The organism is Shewanella sp. FDAARGOS_354, assembly GCF_002209245.2.
GTDB lineage: Bacteria > Pseudomonadota > Gammaproteobacteria > Enterobacterales > Shewanellaceae > Shewanella > Shewanella xiamenensis.
The window spans coordinates 357,583-378,010 of sequence record NZ_CP022089.2; the positions used below are offsets into that span (position 1 = coordinate 357,583).

Sequence of the window (20,428 nt, forward strand, 5' to 3'; positions counted from 1 at the left end):
CTCCTTATCTTGGTTGTTCAGTCGTAGTGGTCGCAGTTGCTTGATGGCTTTCATCCAAGCCTGCGCCCATTTTGATGGCTGAAATCACTGCCTGCGCCTTTTGGCGGGTTTCATCGGCTTCACTTTGAGGATCTGAGTCAAATACCACGCCAGCTCCTGCTTGGATATGAGCAACACCGTCTTTCACAAAGGCGGAGCGGATAACGATACAGGTGTCCATATCCCCAAGGGCGTTGAGGTAACCTACGGCGCCGCCATAGCTGCCTCGGCGGGTCTTTTCCGCCTGACGCACCAATTGCGAGGCGCGCACTTTCGGGGCGCCAACCAGGGTGCCCATATTCATACAGGCTTGGTAGGCGTGGAGCGCATCTAAGTCTTGGCGTAATTGGCCAGTAACGCGGCTGACTAAGTGCATTACGTGGGAATAACGGTCGACTTTAAGTAACTCGGCTACTTTACGACTGCCACTTTGGCTGATTCGAGCGATATCATTACGGGCTAAATCAACCAACATTAAGTGCTCGGAGAGCTCTTTTTTATCTAAGCGCAATTCGAGTTCGATACGGCTATCGAGGTCGAAATCAATCTCGCCGCTGGCGGTTTTGCCGCGCTTACGGGTACCTGCAATCGGGTAGACTTCGACCTGATTATTGCTGGCTTCATATTTCAGCGCGCTCTCGGGTGAGGCGCCAAAAAGGGTGAAGTCATGGCCCCTGAAATAAAACATATAGGGGCTGGGGTTGGTTAATCGCAGCGCGCGGTAAGCCCCTAAAGTATTTGGGCAGGGCAGGCTAAAACTGCGTGAGGGCACCACTTGGAAGATATCGCCCGCAATAATGTGTTCTTTTAAATCGATAACGGTTTGTTTAAAGGCCTCATCACTGATATTGACTTGCTCAGTCGCTGTTATCCCAACCAGCGCGGGCGCAGGTTCTATATCATTGGCTAAGGTTTGGCAGTCAGCGCTAATGTGGCTAGCTCGTTTGGCTAAGGCTTGGGTCACCTCAACCTGTTTTGCAGAACCTTCACTAAAATTGTGGGTGATGATTTCGGCTTGTTTTTGCTTGTGATCAATAAGAATTAAGGTTTCGGCAAGATAAAATAAATAATCAGGGCAATCATTTGCACCATTTGGTGCTTTAGGCAGTGGCTCCACTGTATCAATCAAATCGTAGGAAAGTACGCCACCTAAAAATAAGTCTTCGAATGCCGGCTTGGATTGACTGTCAGTATGAGCGCCACAGTCGATATGTTTAACAAACAAGCGTAAACCATCAAGTGGCGAGGTGGACTTTAAGCGGGCATCTTCGTCCTTAAGCTCAGTGTCTTTTTGTAGCGTGACCACTAGGTTGTGGCCATCGCGTTGGCATTGAGTTTGGCTTGAGCGAGCACGAAAAAATTGCTCGATGGGGGCAAGTAAACTGGCACCATTGTCGCTCAGTGCGCTAAAGCGTAAACAATACCCGTCGCAGCGGATCATCAGCGCCGCATGGGTCATCACCATGCTCTTAAGATTTTCCTTGCTGTCGATTTCCGCTGATTCCAACAACATGGTATGGGGCGCATCTTGAGTGATGTGTTGGTACAAACGCAGCGGATCGCTATGGTATGCCAAGGTGGCCTTGAGCGTATGTGAACGTGCAAATGTCTGCGGAGGTGAGGGGAAATTCCCTCCATCGGCTTGGGTAACCTGATTAAATGTCTTTAGGGTCATGCTGTTATCTCGCTTTTATCCGTTTACCGCGTTGCAGACATTTTTCGCACCAACAAAAAAGCCCGCATTTCTGCGGGCTTTTGTTGATTCTGTTACTTTCAAATGAGCACAGAGCTTCACACCACCCGCTACGTTGGGAAGTGCCACCACCAAATGATGTTGAAAGAAGCGTTAGTATGGGTCATTCAAAAGGGTCTCAATAATTCGTTAGTTGAGCTATAGAAAACATGAGCCTGAGGCGAAAGTCAATTGAATATTTTTCAAAATGATGGATTCATGTGGCTAACTCACTGTGTCAAATGCGGTTCCTGCTGGATAAAGTGTGAGATAAATGCACATTTCATCTTAAATTAACGTACAATAACGGCATGAATACTCAAAGCATCTTGGCTGACTTGCACAGCCACACGACCGCATCCGACGGTCATCTCACGCCGTCCGAGCTGGTCGCCAGAGCCCTTGAAAAGGGCGTGCAGTTATTTGCGATAACGGATCACGATACGGTTGCAGGCTTAAGTGAAGCCCGCGCCTTCAATCAAGCGCAGACCGAACCGTTAAAGCTGATTTCTGGGGTTGAGATTTCAACCCGATGGAATAGTTATGATATTCACATTGTGGCGCTCAATTTTGATGAAACCCACACAGAGTTATTAACGTTTTTAGAAAACCAGCGTGAGTTACGTGAGCTTCGCGCCGAAGAAATCGGCCATCGATTGGCTAAAGCCGGGATCGAAGGCGCCTATGAAGGCGCAAAAGCAATTGCGGCAGGCGCAGCGTTAAGCCGTGGTCACTATGCTCGTTGGCTTGCCGATCACGGTTATGCGGTGGATATGCCCAGTGTATTTAAGCGTTACTTAGCCCGTGGTAAGACGGGTTATGTGCCCAATAATTGGGGCGATATGGCCAGCGCAATTAAGGTGATCCACAACGCGGGTGGGCTCGCGGTATTGGCCCATCCGAGTGGTTATAAGCTGTCTACCAAGTGGTTAAAGCGTTTAGTGCGAGAATTTAAAGAAGCTGGTGGGGATGCCATGGAAGTGGTGCTCGGCCAGCAAACGGTGGATGATAGGGCCAATTTAGTGGCGCTGAGTGTCCAAAATCAGTTGCTTGCATCGATAGGAAGTGATTTTCACTTTCCAAGCAATTGGATTGAATTAGGTAAAAATCTCTACCAGCCTCAAGGTATTGATTGGGTCTGGCAGTCGGGATCTTGGGTGGAACGACCATGAGTCAATTTTTTTATGTACACGAAGTAAATCCACAGACACGTTTGATTAGTCAAGCCGTGGCTGTGCTGAAGTCCGGCGGCGTAATTGTGTATCCAACCGATTCGGGTTATGCCCTCGGTTGCATGATCGGTGAGAAAGACGCAATGACGCGCATTACTCGCATTCGTCAAATCGAACACGATCATAATTTCTCGTTAATGTGCCGTGACTTATCTGAATTAGCGACCTACGCCAAGGTGGATAATCAGGCCTATCGCATCCTAAAAAGTTGCACGCCAGGGCCGTACACTTTCATTTTTAAGGCGAGTAAGGAAGTGCCCCGTCGTCTGCAAAATGACAAGAAAAAAACCATTGGTATCCGCGTGCCAGACAATGTGATTGCCTTAGCACTGCTCGAGGCGTTAGATGCGCCGTTGATGTCGACCAGTTTAGTGATGCCAAACGCAGAATTTGCCGAGTCGGACCCTGAACATATTCGCGACCTGTTAGAGCATCAAGTGGATGTGATTATTCATGGTGGTTATTTAGGTGAAAAGCCAACCACTGTCATCGATATGTCGGAAGATGGGTTCGAAGTCCTGCGTGAAGGCGCTGGGGATGTGACTCCGTTTCTGTAAAATCAGGTTTGTCTCAGCGATAGTGTATGGCAGCGTATGTTAGCCCGATAAAACCGTCATTTGGCAGTTTTATCGCCATTAAATTACGGGTATAATCGCGCGTTTGCGAAGAAGCGAGTCAACTCGATTTAATGAGACTGATACTGTTTGCTTGGGAATGGCGGTTTCAAGGTGATTGTTTTACATGGGGATAGCGGATGCAGGGCACGCAACAAAGTTTACCCTTAGCCGTTGTTCGTGGTCAGGCGATGACCGAAATGCCGCAGGATTTGTTTATTCCACCTGAGGCGTTGGAAGTGTTCTTGGAGTCCTTTGAAGGGCCGCTAGACTTACTTTTGTATCTGATCCGTAAGCAAAAATTAGATGTTGTCGATTTACCCATTTCTCAGATCACCGCGCAATATTTAGAATATATCGCGATGCTCACTCAGGCGCGTATTGAACTGGCCTCGGATTATTTGGTCATGGCGGCTACACTGGCCGAGATTAAATCCCGTCTGCTGCTGCCGCGTATGGTGGCGGAAGATGAGGTGGAAGAAGATCCACGGGCCCAGTTGATCCGTCAATTGAAGGCCTATGAGGTAATCAAGGAAGCCTCGCAAAAAATTGATGATTTACCTCGGCTTGAACGCGATGTGTTTCAAGCAATCGCGGCACCTTCACCAAATATCAAACCTTTGGTGATCCCGCCTGATGTATCGTTATTTGAAATCGCCCGCGCCTTTGGCGAGGTGCTTAAACGTATCGATGCCAATGAAGATCATCATGTTAAGCGTGAACAGTTATCGACCCGCGAGCGCATGAGCCAAATTTTAGCCATGCTTAATAGCGAGACGTTTACGCCCTTTGAGTGTTTATTCAGTGCCGAAGAAGGCCGCGCCGGTGTGGTGGTGACCTTTTTAGCGCTAATGGAATTGGTCAAAGAATTATTAGTGGAATTGTACCAAACAGAGCCGTTTTCAACTATTTATGTAAAGGCCTATTAATTGATGCAGATAAATCCAATTCAATTAAAACAGCTTATTGAAGCGAGTCTGTTTGTATTGGGGAAACCCTTGTCGTTGAAAATGTTGAAAGAAACCGTGTTGGCGGATTTCAGTGTTTCCAGAGACAAAATCAAAGCCGCATTGGACGAGTTGCAACAGGATTATCAGGAACGGGGTGTTCAACTTGTGAAAGTGGCTGGAGGTTATCGCTTCCAGACCTTGGAAGTCCTGAGTCCGTTTTTGCAACCCCTGTGGCAGGAAAAAGCACCTAAGTATTCGCGGGCAACATTAGAGACTCTGGCGGTGATCGCCTATCGTCAACCTGTGACCCGTGGTGATATTGAGCAGGTGCGTGGTGTGGCCATTAGTAGTCACATCATCAAAAGTTTGTCAGATAGACATTGGATTAAAGTCGTTGGCCATAAAGAAGTCCCGGGGCGACCCGCACTCTACGCCACGACCTTAGAATTTTTAGCCTATTTTGGCTTAGATACCCTCGCGGATTTACCCGCGCTTACGGATACTGAGTCATTGCAGGCGGTATTTTCGGGTTTGAAAGTAACGCCTGAACAGTCAGAAGAGCAAGATACTAATGAGTGAAAAATTGCAGAAAGTCTTGGCCCGTGCAGGCCATGGCTCCCGTCGTGAGATGGAGGCATGGATTGCTGCAGGCCGAGTTAGTATTGATGGCGTGATTGCCAATCTTGGCGATCGTATCGAAGCTGATGCAAAAGTACGTATCGATGGTCGAGCCATATCGCTCAAGTCCGCCGATGATGTGATTTGCCGCGTGCTGGCCTATCACAAACCCGAAGGTGAGATTTGTAGCCGTAAAGACCCTGAAGGTCGTCCAACTGTGTTTGATCGCTTGCCTAAAGTGCGTGATTCGCGCTGGGTTGCGGTAGGCCGTCTGGATATCAACACTTCAGGCCTATTGCTGTTTACCTCTGATGGTGAACTGGCAAACCGTTTGATGCACCCGTCTAACGAAGTTGAACGCGAATACGCGGTTCGTACCTTTGGTGAAGTACCAGAGGCTGCGGTACAACGTCTGCGTACCGGCGTGATGTTAGAAGACGGTATGGCACAGTTTGATGCCATTAAAGCCGCGGGTGGTGAGGGTATGAACCAATGGTGGCACGTGTGTTTACGTGAAGGCCGTAACCGTGAAGTGCGCCGTTTATGGGAATCCCAAGAGGTGCAAGTCAGCCGTCTTATCCGTGTGCGTTACGGTATGGTGGAATTGCCTAAATCCTTACCCCGTGGTGGTTGGATTGAATTGCCAATTGAGCAAGTTAACTACCTGCGTCAATTAGCGGGTCTTGAACCTGAAACTCGCACTATGCTGGCTGCAGATAAACACAGTGTGGCCCGTGCGCAGGTGAAGAGTGCCAAAATTCGCCGCGCTGTACGTAAGCATAAAGTCACCTCAACGGGTAAACCGAAGCCAACGCGTCAACGTAGCTAATCGGTTTATGTTACCCAGTTAAAAGGCCGCTTGCGGCCTTTTTTGCTTTCTGTAGCCTATGGTTATGCTATAACAACAAGCCTAAAGATGACGAGGAGATGAACCATGGAATTAATATCGGTCAAGCGAATTTGGGCGCAAGGTGAGCATAATGCTTTTACCGATCTGGTGTTATACCAAGGGGCATTATTTTGTGTATTTCGAGAAGGCTCTGCTCACGTATCTCCTGATGGCGCTTTACGTATTCTTTGCTCCTATGATGCCGGGGAAAATTGGCAAAGTGTGGCGCTGCTGACTTCGGCTCATGCTGATTTACGGGATGGCAAATTAATTGAATTTCGAGGTGAGTTGTTGCTATTGGGTGGCGGTACTCAGCACGATAAATCAGGTTTACAGTCCTATCTTTGGCGCTCAAAGGATGGCGTACATTGGTCCGAACCACAGGCGGTAGCTGATAAAGGTTACTGGTTATGGCGTTTAACTGAGCATCAAGATGCACTCTATGGTGTGGGATATCGGGCGGGGCCTGATGGAGATACCCGTTTCTACAAAAGTGACGATGGACAGCTCTTTAAACCTTGGATGCCTGTTTTTAATGACCAAGGTTATGTAAATGAAAGTTCGCTTGTATTTCACCAAGGGAGTTGTTTTTGTTTATTAAGGCGCGATCCCGTGTGGAGTGACGAGTTTTTAGGTTTACTGGGTCACAGCTTGCCACCTTTCAAGCAATGGACTTGGCAAACACTCGATAAACGCATTGGCGGGCCAGTGCTGTTTGTCTATCAATCCCGTTTGATGGCGGTTGTACGTCTTTATGAAGGGAACATTCGCACTGCACTTATTGAAATAAATCAAGATACGGGCGCTATTCATGAGAGGCTCACGTTACCTTCGCAGGGCGATACTAGTTATGCTGGCATTGTTCTGAAAGGTGATCATCTTTGGGTGAGTTATTATTCAAGTCACGAGCAGGTATCGGTTCCCGATAATATTCAAGTCCAAAGTGATAACTTGCAAGAGAAGTCTAAAACAATGATTTACTTTGCTAAAATTAGACTCAGCGACTGAGTAAAAGTAAAGGGAACCATTCGGTTCCCTTTACTTTTATACCACAGCGTTTAGTGAGCCTTACTTACTGGGCATTGAATTGCTGACCGTTAATATCGCTAGAGTCCTGTCCCATTAAATACAAGTAAGTCGGCATGATTTCTTCGGCCGTTTTTAAATCCAATGGATTTTCGGCAGGGTATGCTTTAGCACGCATTTCGGTGCGCGTTGCGCCTGGGTTAATGCTGTTCACGCGGACTGAAGTGCCATCACATTCGTGGGCGAGTACCTGCATCATGCCTTCGGTGGCAAATTTCGAGAAGGCATAGGGCCCCCAGTAGGCGCGGCCCTGACGACCAACACTGCTTGAGGTGAAAATAATCGAGGCACTTGGTGCTTGGCGTAGCACTGGCAGTAATGCCTTGGTTAGCATCACTTGTGCGGTGACATTGACTTTAAGTACATCTTCAAGAGAAGGAATATCGATGTGTTCAAACGGACCTAGGGCGCCGAGTAAACTGGCATTATGCAGTAAACCATCTAAATGGCCGAACTGTTCGCTGATCGTGTCGGCCATATCACGGTAGTTTTGTTCGGTCGCACCTTTTAAATCCAGTGGCACAATGGCTGGCATCGGATAACCCGCTTGCTCGATAACATCGTAAACGGCTTCGAGTTTTTTAACGGTTTTACCGAGTAAAATCACCGTGGCGCCATGCTTGGCAAATTCGATAGCTGCCGCTCGACCAATGCCTGCTCCTGCACCAGTGACTAAAATAGTTTTACCTTTAAGTAAATCTTTTGCTGCTTGATATTCCAACATGAGCCTTTTATTCCTCTTGGCGAAAATGCCCGCCACTTCTAGAGTCGCTGAACTGCTAAACGCATGTTTCAAACAAATGAATGAAACTTTGTTATAAATAGCTAAAATCTTTGTGACAAACTTGTGGCTAACTCAATATTTTTACGTTAACTTGAAATGAGTTAGGGGCTAACATAAGCCCTATTAGTCATAGCTTTTGCGCTATTGTGACTAATTTCTTGGGGAAAACAAAACTATTACAACAAGATTTGGGGAAAAAAAATGAAAAGACTCATTTTGTGTGTTGCGATTGCATCAGCACTGGGCCTCACAGGATGTGGCGAGGACAGTTATAACGAACTCAAGGATAAGACGGAGCCGCTCATCCCTGAATCCCGTATGGTATTCGACCCTGCTAACTCTAAAGTTCCTTTGCCAAATGACCTCCTGTTCAGCGGCACTAAGGATGGTACTTTATCTATACCGGGTGAAAGTTCTGGTAATTATACCGATCCTCAGATTGCACTCGGTGCATTAGATGGATGGTCAACTACGTCGCCCATTTCAATTGATATCGATTTAGCAAAAGATCATGATGGCACCCAGCTCACCCTGATGGCGGCATCTGTTGCCCAGCCGGGCGCGGTAAGAATGTTTGAGGCTACCGTGGGGGGCGCTTTGTCCTCTGATCCTGAGTGTAAAGCCAAACCGTCAGTATCAGCTTGTAAAGTAGGGGCTGAATTACAATTTGGTGTGGACTTTGTTTCTACTGCCTCAGGCAATAAAGTCGTCATTATTCCACTAAAACCGCTTAAAGCGGGTCAGTCTTATATTTATGCGACCACTAAGTTAATTCAGGATTCAGAGGGACGCGGCATTGCCCCTTCAACAACCTATGGTACGTTGAAGATGGATATCAATACGCTGCCTCTAGAAACGCCAGATCAACTGATGTTGCAAACCTTAATCAATAGTTATGAGAAGGGGATAGCAGCTGCACATAATGTTGATACTTCAACCATTACCTACTCTGGCTTGTTCACTACTCAATCAGTCGCAAATGTTTATGAAACCACAAAACTGTTGATGGCAAGAGGCGCTCCCTATGCACCTAGTTTTGCACAAATGCCTACTCCTACTGGGTTAACTGTGGCTCAGGCTGCGGGATTAAAACCAGCAGATGGTATGGCTTACGTGGTTTCAAATTTAGCGGATGTCTATACTGCAAAAATTAAATTGCCAATTTACGGTGATTGTTCTTCTGTCAGTTGTTTATCTGCAGAAGGTAAACCACTAATAAATGGGAGTTGGAAAGCCCAAGGCGATAGCCCCGTTTCTGTGCTATTAGCGCTGCAAGCGGGCACCTTAAGTCAAACAAACTTTGGTATGCAGGCTGTCGCTAATGGTATTGCTAACCCTGCTGATGCATTAGCTAATCCTTCGCTAATGGCAGGTAAAACCTGGCTATTAGACGATGGTACTGCGGTTGATAAAACCAAACATTTGACCAAATTTAACCCAATCCCTGCGATTAAAGGTTATGAAACGGTACCTGTACTGATTTCTATGCCTAATGCCACTAAACTCGCGGCCTTCTATCAGCAGCAAGGCTTAACCTTTACACCACCAACATCAGGCTGGCCAACCACGATTGCGCTGCATGGTTTAGGTGGCGGTAAGGAAATGTCTTTAGCTTATGCGGGTTCTTATGCGGCCATGGGCGTGGCAACGGTAGCTATCGATATGCCTTTACATGGTGCTCGTTCATTTGATGCTAATGGGGATGGTATTTACGAAGTTTCGGCAACCGATCCCTCTTTTGGCAATGTGATTGGTACTCCGGATGCCTTTAAAAATGGTAACCCGTTAGTCTTTGTCAATATCTCAAGCACACTTTCTGTGCGAGATAACTTCCGTCAGGCAACCATGGATCACCTTGGCGTGCGTTTAGCCTTAACTGGCTTCGCACAAGGGCTTACGCAGGCTAATCAACCACAAGTATTTGATGTCTCTAAGATCAGTGCGCAGGGGTTAAGTTTAGGTGCGATTGTGGGAACCGATTTTGCTACCTATGCCAGCACGGGGATGAGAAATCCAACCACGGGTGAAGCCTTACCTAACCCTTATGTGATTAATGCGGCTTCTTTGGTTGCTCCTGCTGGTGGTTTAGCAGGCGCTTTTGCCGGTTCAGCCACCTTCGGTCCCGTACTGTTTAATAATGTCACTGCTTCGGCGACATTCAAAGCTTTAGTCGATAAGGCTAATACGGCAGGATATGAGCCAGGCAGCCCTGAATATGCGGCTTTAGTTCAGGCGGTTTACGCGCAATTTATTCCTACTTTTGCCTTTGCTGTGCAAACGGCGGTGGACTCAGCAGATCCGGTTAACCATGCTGGCATGTTAAAAGCAACAGGATTACCTGTGCACTTAATTGAAGTCGCCGGTGATGGTAATGGTAACTTAGCGGATCAAGTGTTACCTAATAGTGTCGATAACTTCCCATTATCAGGTACTGAACCGCTGATCTCTGCAATGGGTTTACCTTGCGTCGATGCTACGACGAAAGGGCTTGGTGTGGTGCGTTTTGCCAAGGGCCATCACAGTTCTATTGTTGACCCAAGCGAGAAGAGTTCTACAGATGGTATGGCAGCTGCGGCAACGGTAGAGATGCAGACTCAAGTAGCCACCTATGCATCGACTGCGGGTAAAGGTGAGGCCACTATTTACGTCACCGATCCAAGTGTGATCGCGACTTGTCCTAACTAATCCGAGTTAAATCCTAAAAACCCAGCCTTTGCTGGGTTTTTTTATGGCGCTTTAGGCTGTTAGAATAGCGCGCATTAAACCGGATCACCTTAGGTCCCAACGGAGAGTACTTTGGAATTTCTATACGAATATGGCATGTTTTTGGCCAAAGCTGTGACTATCGTTGTTGCGATTGTTGCTGTGATTATTGTCGTCCTCGCGTCCACTGTGAAGCACAAATCGGATAAAGGTGAACTGAGGATCACTAACCTTTCAGAAGAACTGGAAGAACTAAAGCACAGTTTGAAGGAGGAACTGCTGACGAAGAAGCAGTTTAAAGCCTACGAAAAACAGCTGAAAGCAGACGAAAAGGCGAAGGAAAAAGCGGCCGAAGAAGACCACAAAGGCAAGGTCTTTGTCATTGATTTTAAAGGCAGTATTGATGCCGCCGAAGTAGCATCTTTGCGGGAAGAAATCAGCGCAATTTTAACCATCGCCGAAAAGGGTGATGAAGTTATTGTCAAGGTCGAAAGTGGCGGTGGCATGGTGCATGGTTATGGATTGGCATCGAGCCAGCTCGATCGTCTGCGTCAGGCCGAGATCCCATTAACGATTTGCGTGGATAAAGTTGCCGCCAGCGGTGGTTATATGATGGCCTGTGTCGCCAATAAAATATATGCCGCGCCATTCGCCATCGTGGGTTCTATCGGGGTAGTTGCTCAGTTGCCTAACTTCAACCGTTTGCTGAAAAAGCACGAAATTGATTATGAGCAACACACAGCCGGTGACTTTAAGCGCACCTTAACCGTCTTTGGCGAAAATACTGACGAGGGCAGACAGAAGTTCCAACAGGAGCTCGAAGAAACCCATGAGCTGTTTAAAGCTTTTGTAACCAAATATCGTCCTCAGCTCGATTTGGCAAAGGTGGCAACTGGTGAACATTGGTACGGTCAACAGGCGATTGAATTAGGCCTTATCGATGCGATTTCAACCAGTGATGATGTGTTAATGCAGTTAGCGGGCGAACGTACCGTGTATAAGCTGCGTTATCAGGTGCGCAAGAAACTAGCCGATAAAATCGCCCATGGTGCGTCCCTGTCGGTAAATGCGATTTTTAATCGATTAGTTGAGAAAAATCGTCCCATGTAAGCCGACGCATTGACTTAATACAGATGAAAACGCCTGCGAATATGCAGGCGTTTTTGTTTTGTTTGGGCGCGAAATGAAATAATACATTTTTTTAACATTAAGTTTGGTTTAAGACTATTCAAAATAAGCGAGATCTTATACAACTAATCACCTAGGGAATTAAAAGCTGAACAAATCACATTAAGGATATTCCATGTTACAGCGCGTCGATTACAAGACGAACCTGATGGTAGGCGATCAAACCTATCCCGCATTTGAGCTGCGTAATATTCTCGACTTTATTGCCTCACAGTTAGGCGAAAAAGCCTTACAGCAAGTCTGTGGTCATATTGGTGTTGGCCGGACTGAGCTTAATCATTGCCAGTTTGTCTTTGTCTGGCAGGTGGAATATGCGATGGAGTTTTTACGCTTACAGGGTGGAGATCCCGATATTGGTACTAAATTAGGGCTGAGTTATCGGGTGAGTAGCTTAGATGTATTGTTGCCCCATCTTGCTCAACTTAGCTCATTGCAGGCCTGCTTACAGTTTGTGATTAATCACCCGAGTTTAGTTGGTAGTTTTACTGATTCTTTGGTACGTCTAACAGATGACAGTGTTTGCATTCGTTGGCTTAATACGGGTCGTATTGATAAAGCACAATACGGATTTCAGTTTTTACACAGTATTGGGTCACTATTGGGGCTCGCCAGAGAGCTGACTGGGGAGGCGATAACGCTAAGTCAAATTAATTTGGTTGGGTCAGGTCGAGACTGCCGTTTTTTAGAGGAGGCAACGGGTGCGAAAGTGCAGTTTAATTGCGAATATTACGAATGGAGTATTTCCCTTGATTATCTTGCTCTTGCAATAAACTATCCTTTCCCTAAATTTGCAGAGGTAACGCCTTCAGCTTTTACCACCTCCTTTATCGAAACCGTATTGATAGCGATCCGCGCACATTTTCCCCATGTACTTCATTTGGATGAAATGGCGGCGCAGCTGCATATGAGCGACCGCAGTTTTCGGCGTAAACTTGCTCAGCTGGGATCGAGTTATCAGCGTCTCGTTGATCAGGTGCGCTGCCAACGTGCGGTCGAGTTGATTTTAGCCAACAAGCTAGATATTGAGGCGATTGCCGAGACCTTAGGTTACAGCGATGTGAGCCATTTCCGTCAATCCTTTAAGCATTGGATTGGCCACCCGCCAGGGTATTTTAGTCGGCTTAACTGCGGCTAAAGGATAGTGAACTAGCTTAATTGGTTAAAAACGGACGCGATACTTTAAGGGAAACGGCGCTATCCTATATTCAATTTCATCCTTGTTTATCCCATTTATTTTTGTTTAACGTCACTCCATTGCTATGCAATGTGAGTGACATTAGGGCGTGTTGACGTTTCGAGATTAGATTTTGTTCGTTCAGGAAAGCACGTGCTCGCGAAACGAGGAATGATGTGTAGTTATTCTACTCAAATGACGAGCGGCTCTTATGACAGAAAGTAAGAGCAAGGGCTTGCCAGACGAACCCTTCGGGCAGCATTTGGCTGGCTTTTCTGCCGCGTTATCGTCCGTTTATGTAGAATAACTACACTGCACGGACTTTGCCTTGCATAAAAGCCAGCCACATTGCTGCAAAAATAACCCTGAAACGTCAACACGCCCTAGTACTACTCAGCACTTTCCTAAATACAATTCCCTAAACTCGGTGCCAGTGAATCTATCCATTGACGAATTAATTCAACGCCTTCTTGGTGCTCAAGATTGCGACCGATAGGCGGCATGCGATCTTTCGGTTCAGAGAGCGTTTGGCGATACAGCAAAATTGAATGTTCAGCATTGCCGGGGACAATATCGTAATCAAGTCCTTTCGCACCGCCATCCCATCCCGGAGGCTGCTTGCAGATCCCATATTGATAACTGGTGTGATCGATATAAAAACCGAGGCGTAATCCAGAGATACTGGCAAAGCCTTTAGCGCTATGGCAGTGGGCGCAGTTTACATCTAAATAGCCCTTAGCGCGGGCGGTTAAATCGGCTTGATGGTTGTCAATTGCATAGGTTTTGGCCACTTGGCTTAACTCGGGTAACTGCTCAAGCTTGCCTTGTTTGGCCCACAGGCTGAGTTGATTGACGCTTTGTCCTTGGTCGACTATGTCGCGATTCAATAAGTGGGCTTTAAGGCCAATCGGAATGATTTGGCTGCTGTTATCTTGGTTGGTTTGGTGACAAATTTTGCACTCGGCGCGGCTCGGTATGTTGTAATCGAAGCTTTGACTTTGGCCTTGGTTAATCAGGGTATGATGCACGCTTGCACCTGCGGTAAGCAGCTTTGCCTCACCTTGTTGCCATTGATAAACCAGACTCGTCCAACCTTGGGGGCGTTTTATCAATAGCCGCGTTTCGATTAGCGTTTCGTTGGCTATGCCTGTGATAGCCGTATCCTGTGGAAGAGCAAAGGTTTTAACCAGCACGGCGCCAGTTGGAAACTCAAATGCCTCCTGCGCTTGGTACTGTATGCTGCTGCCCGCGGGTAAATAGATAAAGCGGTATTTGCTGGCATAGTTAGAAAACAGCTGCGTAGCGAGCTGATAGCTAAACCCCGGAGCTTGTGGTTGTATGGTTGGGTTTGTCGGGTCGATAAAGAGACCATATTGACTTAACACTGGGCAGTCTTCTGCCATCAAGGCGGGCCAGTTAACTTGCCCTGAAGTATTAACACAAAGGCTAGTTGGTATCGTTGGATTGGTTGGGGTCGTGGGCGGCGGTGTTTGGCCGCTATCGCTGCTTTGGCTGTCACTACCGCCGCAGGCTGTGAGCAGCACAGTGATAATCAACACCAACGAAAGTGTTTGGCGATTTTTCATGGATTATCAGCTCGTTAAGATGTCATTAGAAAATAAGAAGGCCTCGAGTTGGCCTTCAATGTCAGGGGTCGCTCTGTCTTGAAGTGGTAAGCAAGTGGGTGATTGCAAGCATGCTTTCACCCACTGTTACGTTAACGCTAGCGTGAGCAGCTTGCTGCGGGTAGACGTTTAATCCATTCGCTGATCAACGCTACGCCTTCATCATGGGCTAAGCTTCGGCCAATTTCAGGCATACGATCGCCCGGAGTCGTGCTTTGCATTCTAAAGTGCAGGATGGACTCAGCGGCATTGCCTGGGACTATATCGAAACCTAAGTTTCCACCGCCATAGGCAACCGGTGATTTACAGGTGCCATGGGAGAAACCTGCATCATCGCTGTAGCCACGCCAGTACTCGAGTTTTAGGCCAGTATTAGAGGCGTTGCCCTCGGGTCTATGGCAATGGGCGCAGTTGATGTCGAGATAACCCTTAGCCGTTTGCATTAATGCGGTATCGCTTAAGCTTGCGACGGTCGCTTCGTCACCATCGTGGTAGGCGGGCACTTGTGGCACTTGGCTTAGGTTGGGCAATCCTTGCAAAATACCAAGGCTTTCCCATTTCAGCAGTTGGTTCATACTGCCATCTTGATAGCTGAAATTGCGGTTCAAATGGCGCGCCTTAGGACCAATAGGCACAAACACGGCGTTGCTATTGTTATCAGCTTTAAACTGGTGACACTGCTTACATTGGTTCATGCTCGGGACCATGTAGTTAAAGGTCAGACTTTCCCCTTTATGGCTCAACGTTTGACTGCTAATCGCTCCCGCTTTCGCCAACGTGGCATCGGTTTTATCTGCATTCCACACATAGGGCAGTGCGCTCCAGCCCGTTGGACGATGGATGAGTAAGCGGGTTTCAATCAAGCTCTCGTTGCTAATACCGCGCTTACTGGTATCGCTTGGCAAGGCAAAGGATTTGACGATAACGCTCCCCACAGGGAAATCAAACGCTTCTTTTTCGGAGTAACTGGCTTTTTGTCCCGCAGGTAAATACACAAAGCGATATTTACTGGCGTAGTCAGTAAAGAGCTGCGTGTTGAGATCGTAAGGGACACCACCCGAATTCGGGCCTGTGGTGGGGTTTTTGGCATCGCTAAACAGGTTGTAATCCGACAGTTTAGGACAGTTTGCTTTCAGCAGTGCATCTCAACTAACATTTGAGCCAGTCGCTTTACACAGACTTTGATCGCCATCGCCTACTAGACCGCCTTCGCCTTCACCGATAGTACCACCGCCACCGACCAATACGCCGCCATCACAACCTGCGGTATTATCGTCAACCCCGCAGCCAAATACTTGGCCTGCAAAGGTGACGGTATGCACAGGCAGACTCACTTGAGTACATTTCAGTAGGGCGTTTTGGGTCTTTTCATATTGCACATCGGCGATGCTGATATCCGTATTGCTGTTGGCATAGAGCCGGCCATAGGATACGTTGCCATTATCACTGGCGCAGACGTTATCGCTACCGTCAGTGGCAAAGGGCGTCTCTTTCAAACCGAGGTAAGCGGCGGTGCCGTTATTAGCAAGCATTTCCCCTAAGCCGTCGCAGAGTACGCCGGGTAACGTGCCATGATTTATGATATAGGCTCGAATAATATCTTGAATTAAATAACCTTTTGGCTTGCTACCATAATCGGTAATTACGTTGTCGTGTAAATAAATATTACGTGGTACAGGACGCCAACCATCCTCAATCGCTTGACCAGGTTGACCATAGTTGCCGACAAAGGAGGTCATATCGGGTTCTGCAATAAAAAAGCTACTCACAGTCACTCCTAGGGTGTCGTGACGGGTAATTTGGTTATTGAAAATTTCCACATCTGCGGTGGATAAAATGATCACTCCAGTGCCTGGCGGCACAATATGCACACCTGCGGGGTTAGCAGAAGCATTGGCGAAGTTCGGCGTGTTGTTGTCATACACTTTGTTGTTGAAAATCCGCACGCTAGAGCCGTATCTGTGGTTATTGATCGGCAAGTCGAACACTAAAATCCCACCCGTATTACCCATCGCTTCATTGTTATACACGTCGGCATATTTGGAGTTTTCGATTTCAATCCCCGCCACGTTTTCTTTGGCGATATTGCGACGCACCACAATATATTGGGACTGCCCAACATAAATCCCCGCATCGGCACTGCCGCGAACATAACTGTCTTCAATCAGAATGTTTTCACATTCAACCGGATACAAACCATAGGCACCATTATCTTTATCGAGTTCGCCTTCCCATACTGCACCAACGCGGCGCAGGATAATGCCGTTAGTGTTTTTAAGTTTGATACCATTGTTTTTTGCCTCATTAACCGACAGATCTTGAATGGTAATGTTGAGAGCGTTTTGGACGAAAATCCCATCTCCCGAGTTAGCTTGGGCGAAATTAAGGATAGTGTCCTTCATCCCGTAGCCCATGATAGTGACGTTTTTGGCATAACTGCCATCCCCATCTACATCGCCATCGAATAGCAAAGTTGAGTCGATATTAAAGGTTCCTTTAGGAAGCACGATCACTGCACCACTTTGCGCGTTAATTAAGGCTTCTTGAATACGCATCGTGAGGTTATCGCCAGCGGGGATTTTGATTGCACCTTCGGGAAAGGTGGGTCCAGTTTCAGGTGGCTGCACCACGGGTGGCGTTACCACTGGTGCGGGATCATCGTCAGAAAAACAACCTGTTAGATTGAATGCCATTAATAGAGCTATGCCTGTAGGCATTAGCCAACTCGCCTTACGATTGGGGTTGCTCGGCAAAAAATGACGCTGTTTGGCTGTCGATTCTTTGCCTGAGAGTGAGTGGATTGTTTTGTTGAACATAGGTGCTCCTGCTTTTGTTATAATTTCGTTAACAGGATGCGCTCGGAGCTGAAAAAGGCAATGTGAAATATGGCCAAAATCATGCTGTGTACAGTGAAGGATAGGACATGCAACCTATTCATTTTTTTAGAATGGTTAAGCCAAAAAAGCTGACCACTTAATGGCTGTTTTAAACTATTCGGGTGATATTTAAGCCAGATTAGAACAAAGTGCTGAAGAATCCCCTGATGATTTACAAATAAATCATCAAATTAGAGTGGAAGCGCATCTTGTTGCATGATCAAATGGTTTCGCTAAAAACTACACTTGGACAACAAGATGCGCGAAGCCAATATCCTACAACATTCTTTACACCAATACTGCCCAGAACTTCACCTAAAACGATTAAACAGCTTGATGCTGGCCTCTAAGGCACTGATTGAATGTAAGACACTGACCTTGACTGAGTTAGGTCGAAATTTACCAACCACGGCCCGAACCAAGCACAACATCAAGCGCATTGATCGTTTGCTCGGCAACACGCATCTGCATCAAGAACGGTTAGCTGTCTACCAATGGCATGCCAGCCTCATCTGTTCTGGTAACCCTATGCCGATTGTGCTCGTCGATTGGTCAGACATCCGAGAGCATAAACGCATCATGGCTCTGCGCGCCTCAATAGCCTTCAATGGCCGCTCTATTACCCTGTATGAGAAGTCCTATCCCCTATCAGAACAATGCTCTAAGGCCTCCCACAACGGTTTTTTAGCGGACTTAGCCAAGATTTTACCTTTGCATGTTACCCCTCTCATCGTGACTGACGCGGGGTTCAAAGTGCCTTGGTACAAAGAGGTTGAGGCGCATGGTTGGTTTTGGCTAAGCCGTATTCGCGGTACAGTTCAATTTGCAGATATTGGCGCTGAAAATTGGCGTGCAGTTCGCAGTACACATGACTTGGCCAACGGTCAAGCGAAGAGCCTGGGTTGTAAGACCTTGACCAAAACTAACCCTATCAATTGCCATCTCACGCTTTATCGTAGCAAACCTAAGGGGCGTACAAATCAGCGTTCAACGAGGACTAATTGCCACCATCCATCGGCAAAAACGTACTCAACATCGGCGAAAGAGCCTTGGGTGTTAGCCAGCAATTTACCACCAGAATCTCGGAGCCCAAAGCAGCTGGTAAACCTGTACGCCAAACGTATGCAAATAGAGGAAACCTTTCGTGACCTCAAAAGCCCGGCATACGGCTTTGGCTTACGCCAAAGTCGTACCAACAGTCCAGAGCGATTCGACATCATCCTACTGATAGCGTTGATGGTTCAATGCCTGTTGTGGCTAGTTGGTTTACACGCACAGCAACAGGGCTGGGATAAGCATTTTCAGGCCAATACCATTGGGCATCGAACGGTACTCTCAACGATTCGCTTGGGATTGGAGGTGCTCAGGCGGCCTGATTATCAAATCACGGAGAAAGAATTGCTGGCGGCCTGGGTATTATTCGCCAATCAGTTGCTCAAATATGGCTATGCTATGGCTGATTTATGAGGGGATCCTTCAGAACAAAGTGCTGAAGAATCCCCTGATGATTTACAAATAAATCATCAAATTAGGGTGGAAGCGCATCTTGTTGCATGATCAAATGGTTTCGCCAAAAACTACACTTGGACAACAAGATGCGCGAAGCCAATATCCTACAACATTCTTTACACCAATACTGCCCAGAACTTCACCTAAAACGATTAAACAGCTTGATGCTGGCCTCTAAGGCGCTGATTGAATGTAAGACACTGACCTTGACTGAGTTAGGTCGAAATTTACCAACCACGGCCCGAACCAAGCACAACATCAAGCGCATTGATCGTTTGCTCGGCAACACGCATCTGCATCAAGAACGGTTAGCTGTCTACCAATGGCATGCCAGCCTCATCTGTTCTGGTAACCCTATGCCGATTGTGCTCGTCGATTGGTCAGACATCCGAGAGCATAAACGCATCATGGCTCTGCGCGCCTCAATAGCCTTCAATGGCCGCTCTATTACCCTGTATGAGAAGTCCTATCCCCTATCAGAACAATGCTCTAAGGCCTCCCACAACGGTTTTTTAGCGGACTTAGCCAAGATTTTACCTTTGCATGTTACCCCTCTCATCGTGACTGACGCGGGGTTCAAAGTGCCTTGGTACAAAGAGGTTGAGGCGCATGGTTGGTTTTGGCTAAGCCGTATTCGCGGTACAGTTCAATTTGCAGATATTGGCGCTGAAAATTGGCGTGCAGTTCGCAGTACACATGACTTGGCCAACGGTCAAGCGAAGAGCCTGGGTTGTAAGACCTTGACCAAAACTAACCCTATCAATTGCCATCTCACGCTTTATCGTAGCAAACCTAAGGGGCGTACAAATCAGCGTTCAACGAGGACTAATTGCCACCATCCATCGGCAAAAACGTACTCAACATCGGCGAAAGAGCCTTGGGTGTTAGCCAGCAATTTACCACCAGAATCTCGGAGCCCAAAGCAGCTGGTAAACCTGTACGCCAAACGTATGCAAATAGAGGAAACCTTTCGTGACCTCAAAAGCCCGGCATACGGCTTTGGCTTACGCCAAAGTCGTACCAACAGTCCAGAGCGATTCGACATCATCCTACTGATAGCGTTGATGGTTCAATGCCTGTTGTGGCTAGTTGGTTTACACGCACAGCAACAGGGCTGGGATAAGCATTTTCAGGCCAATACCATTGGGCATCGAACGGTACTCTCAACGATTCGCTTGGGATTGGAGGTACTCAGGCGGCCTGATTATCAAATCACGGAGAAAGAATTGCTGGCGGCCTGGGTATTATTCGCCAATCAGTTGCTCAAATATGGCTATGCTATGGCTGATTTATGAGGGGATCCTTCAGAACAAAGTGTTTACAAGATGAATAAAACATCATGAAGCGAATGATTAATTAGATTGCCTCTCCAAAATCACTATGTTAAAAATCGTTCGATTAAATAGGAT

Annotated in this window: 14 protein-coding genes, 1 pseudogene and 1 other annotated feature; of the genes and pseudogenes, 11 read left to right on the top strand and 4 right to left on the bottom strand. The window is 47.2% G+C overall.

Translation table 11 applies throughout. The features are described from left to right. Window positions 1-4: 4 nt before the first annotated feature. Entirely contained in the window at window positions 5-1,714 is a 1,710-nt protein-coding gene (locus CEQ32_RS01740; protein WP_088585412.1) for an anthranilate synthase component 1, read from the bottom strand. A 52-nt stretch (window positions 1,715-1,766) separates the two neighbouring features. Further along, window positions 1,767-1,872 (bottom strand) — a sequence feature (Trp leader region). Window positions 1,873-2,082: 210 nt separating this feature from the next. Here CEQ32_RS01740 and rnm point away from each other — a divergent pair. From rnm to CEQ32_RS01770, 6 genes are all read left to right on the top strand, one after another. Continuing rightward, window positions 2,083-2,943 (top strand): RNase RNM, encoded by an 861-nt coding sequence (gene rnm / locus CEQ32_RS01745; protein WP_055648773.1) that lies wholly within the window; start codon window positions 2,083-2,085, stop codon window positions 2,941-2,943. Continuing rightward, complete coding sequence (locus tag CEQ32_RS01750) at window positions 2,940-3,560, top strand: L-threonylcarbamoyladenylate synthase (RefSeq protein WP_037420004.1); 621 nt, start codon at window positions 2,940-2,942, stop codon at window positions 3,558-3,560. The genes rnm and CEQ32_RS01750 overlap by 4 nt, the downstream gene beginning before the upstream one ends. Window positions 3,561-3,757: 197 nt before the next feature. Beyond that, window positions 3,758-4,546, top strand: a complete 789-nt coding sequence (locus CEQ32_RS01755) for a segregation and condensation protein A (protein ID WP_088585413.1) — start codon at window positions 3,758-3,760, stop codon at window positions 4,544-4,546. A 3-nt stretch (window positions 4,547-4,549) separates the two neighbouring features. Continuing rightward, window positions 4,550-5,146, top strand: a complete 597-nt coding sequence (gene scpB, locus CEQ32_RS01760; protein WP_088585414.1) for an SMC-Scp complex subunit ScpB — start codon at window positions 4,550-4,552, stop codon at window positions 5,144-5,146. Beyond that, on the top strand, window positions 5,139-6,014 hold the full coding sequence (gene rluB / locus CEQ32_RS01765; RefSeq protein WP_037419997.1) for a 23S rRNA pseudouridine(2605) synthase RluB: 876 nt from the start codon (window positions 5,139-5,141) through the stop codon (window positions 6,012-6,014). The genes scpB and rluB overlap by 8 nt, the downstream gene beginning before the upstream one ends. Window positions 6,015-6,119: 105 nt before the next feature. Next, a complete protein-coding gene (locus CEQ32_RS01770; protein WP_047533854.1) occupies window positions 6,120-7,082 on the top strand; it encodes a hypothetical protein in 963 nt (320 codons plus the stop codon). 64 nt (window positions 7,083-7,146) lie between these two features. Here the strand turns inward: CEQ32_RS01770 and CEQ32_RS01775 are convergent, their stop codons facing one another. Beyond that, complete coding sequence (locus CEQ32_RS01775) at window positions 7,147-7,884, bottom strand: YciK family oxidoreductase (protein ID WP_037419993.1); 738 nt, start codon at window positions 7,882-7,884, stop codon at window positions 7,147-7,149. A 261-nt stretch (window positions 7,885-8,145) separates the two neighbouring features. On the opposite strand from CEQ32_RS01775, the gene CEQ32_RS01780 reads away from it, so the two are divergent. The 3 genes from CEQ32_RS01780 to CEQ32_RS01790 all read left to right on the top strand — a co-directional run bounded on the left by CEQ32_RS01780 (window position 8,146) and on the right by CEQ32_RS01790 (window position 12,970). After that, window positions 8,146-10,629 carry a VolA/Pla-1 family phospholipase gene (locus CEQ32_RS01780; protein WP_088585415.1) on the top strand — a complete coding sequence of 828 codons (2,484 nt, stop codon included), beginning with the start codon at window positions 8,146-8,148 and terminating at the stop codon, window positions 10,627-10,629. Window positions 10,630-10,740: 111 nt separating this feature from the next. Then, window positions 10,741-11,757 (top strand): protease SohB, encoded by a 1,017-nt coding sequence (sohB, locus tag CEQ32_RS01785; RefSeq protein WP_037428596.1) that lies wholly within the window; start codon window positions 10,741-10,743, stop codon window positions 11,755-11,757. A 193-nt stretch (window positions 11,758-11,950) separates the two neighbouring features. Then, entirely contained in the window at window positions 11,951-12,970 is a 1,020-nt protein-coding gene (locus CEQ32_RS01790; protein WP_037428594.1) for an AraC family transcriptional regulator, read from the top strand. Between the two features lie 443 nt (window positions 12,971-13,413). On the opposite strand, the gene CEQ32_RS01795 is transcribed toward CEQ32_RS01790, so the two are convergent. Together CEQ32_RS01795 and CEQ32_RS01800 are read right to left on the bottom strand one after the other, a co-directional pair. After that, window positions 13,414-14,595 (bottom strand): SO2930 family diheme c-type cytochrome, encoded by a 1,182-nt coding sequence (locus CEQ32_RS01795; protein ID WP_037428591.1) that lies wholly within the window; start codon window positions 14,593-14,595, stop codon window positions 13,414-13,416. A 137-nt stretch (window positions 14,596-14,732) separates the two neighbouring features. Then, window positions 14,733-17,450 (bottom strand): annotated as a pseudogene (locus CEQ32_RS01800) (SO2930 family diheme c-type cytochrome). Window positions 17,451-17,768: 318 nt separating this feature from the next. Here CEQ32_RS01800 and CEQ32_RS01805 point away from each other — a divergent pair. Then, window positions 17,769-18,977 carry an IS4-like element IS10A family transposase gene (locus CEQ32_RS01805; RefSeq protein ID WP_001206290.1) on the top strand — a complete coding sequence of 403 codons (1,209 nt, stop codon included), beginning with the start codon at window positions 17,769-17,771 and terminating at the stop codon, window positions 18,975-18,977. 128 nt (window positions 18,978-19,105) lie between these two features. Then, window positions 19,106-20,314, top strand: a complete 1,209-nt coding sequence (locus CEQ32_RS01810; RefSeq protein WP_001206290.1) for an IS4-like element IS10A family transposase — start codon at window positions 19,106-19,108, stop codon at window positions 20,312-20,314. Window positions 20,315-20,428 lie beyond the last annotated feature (114 nt).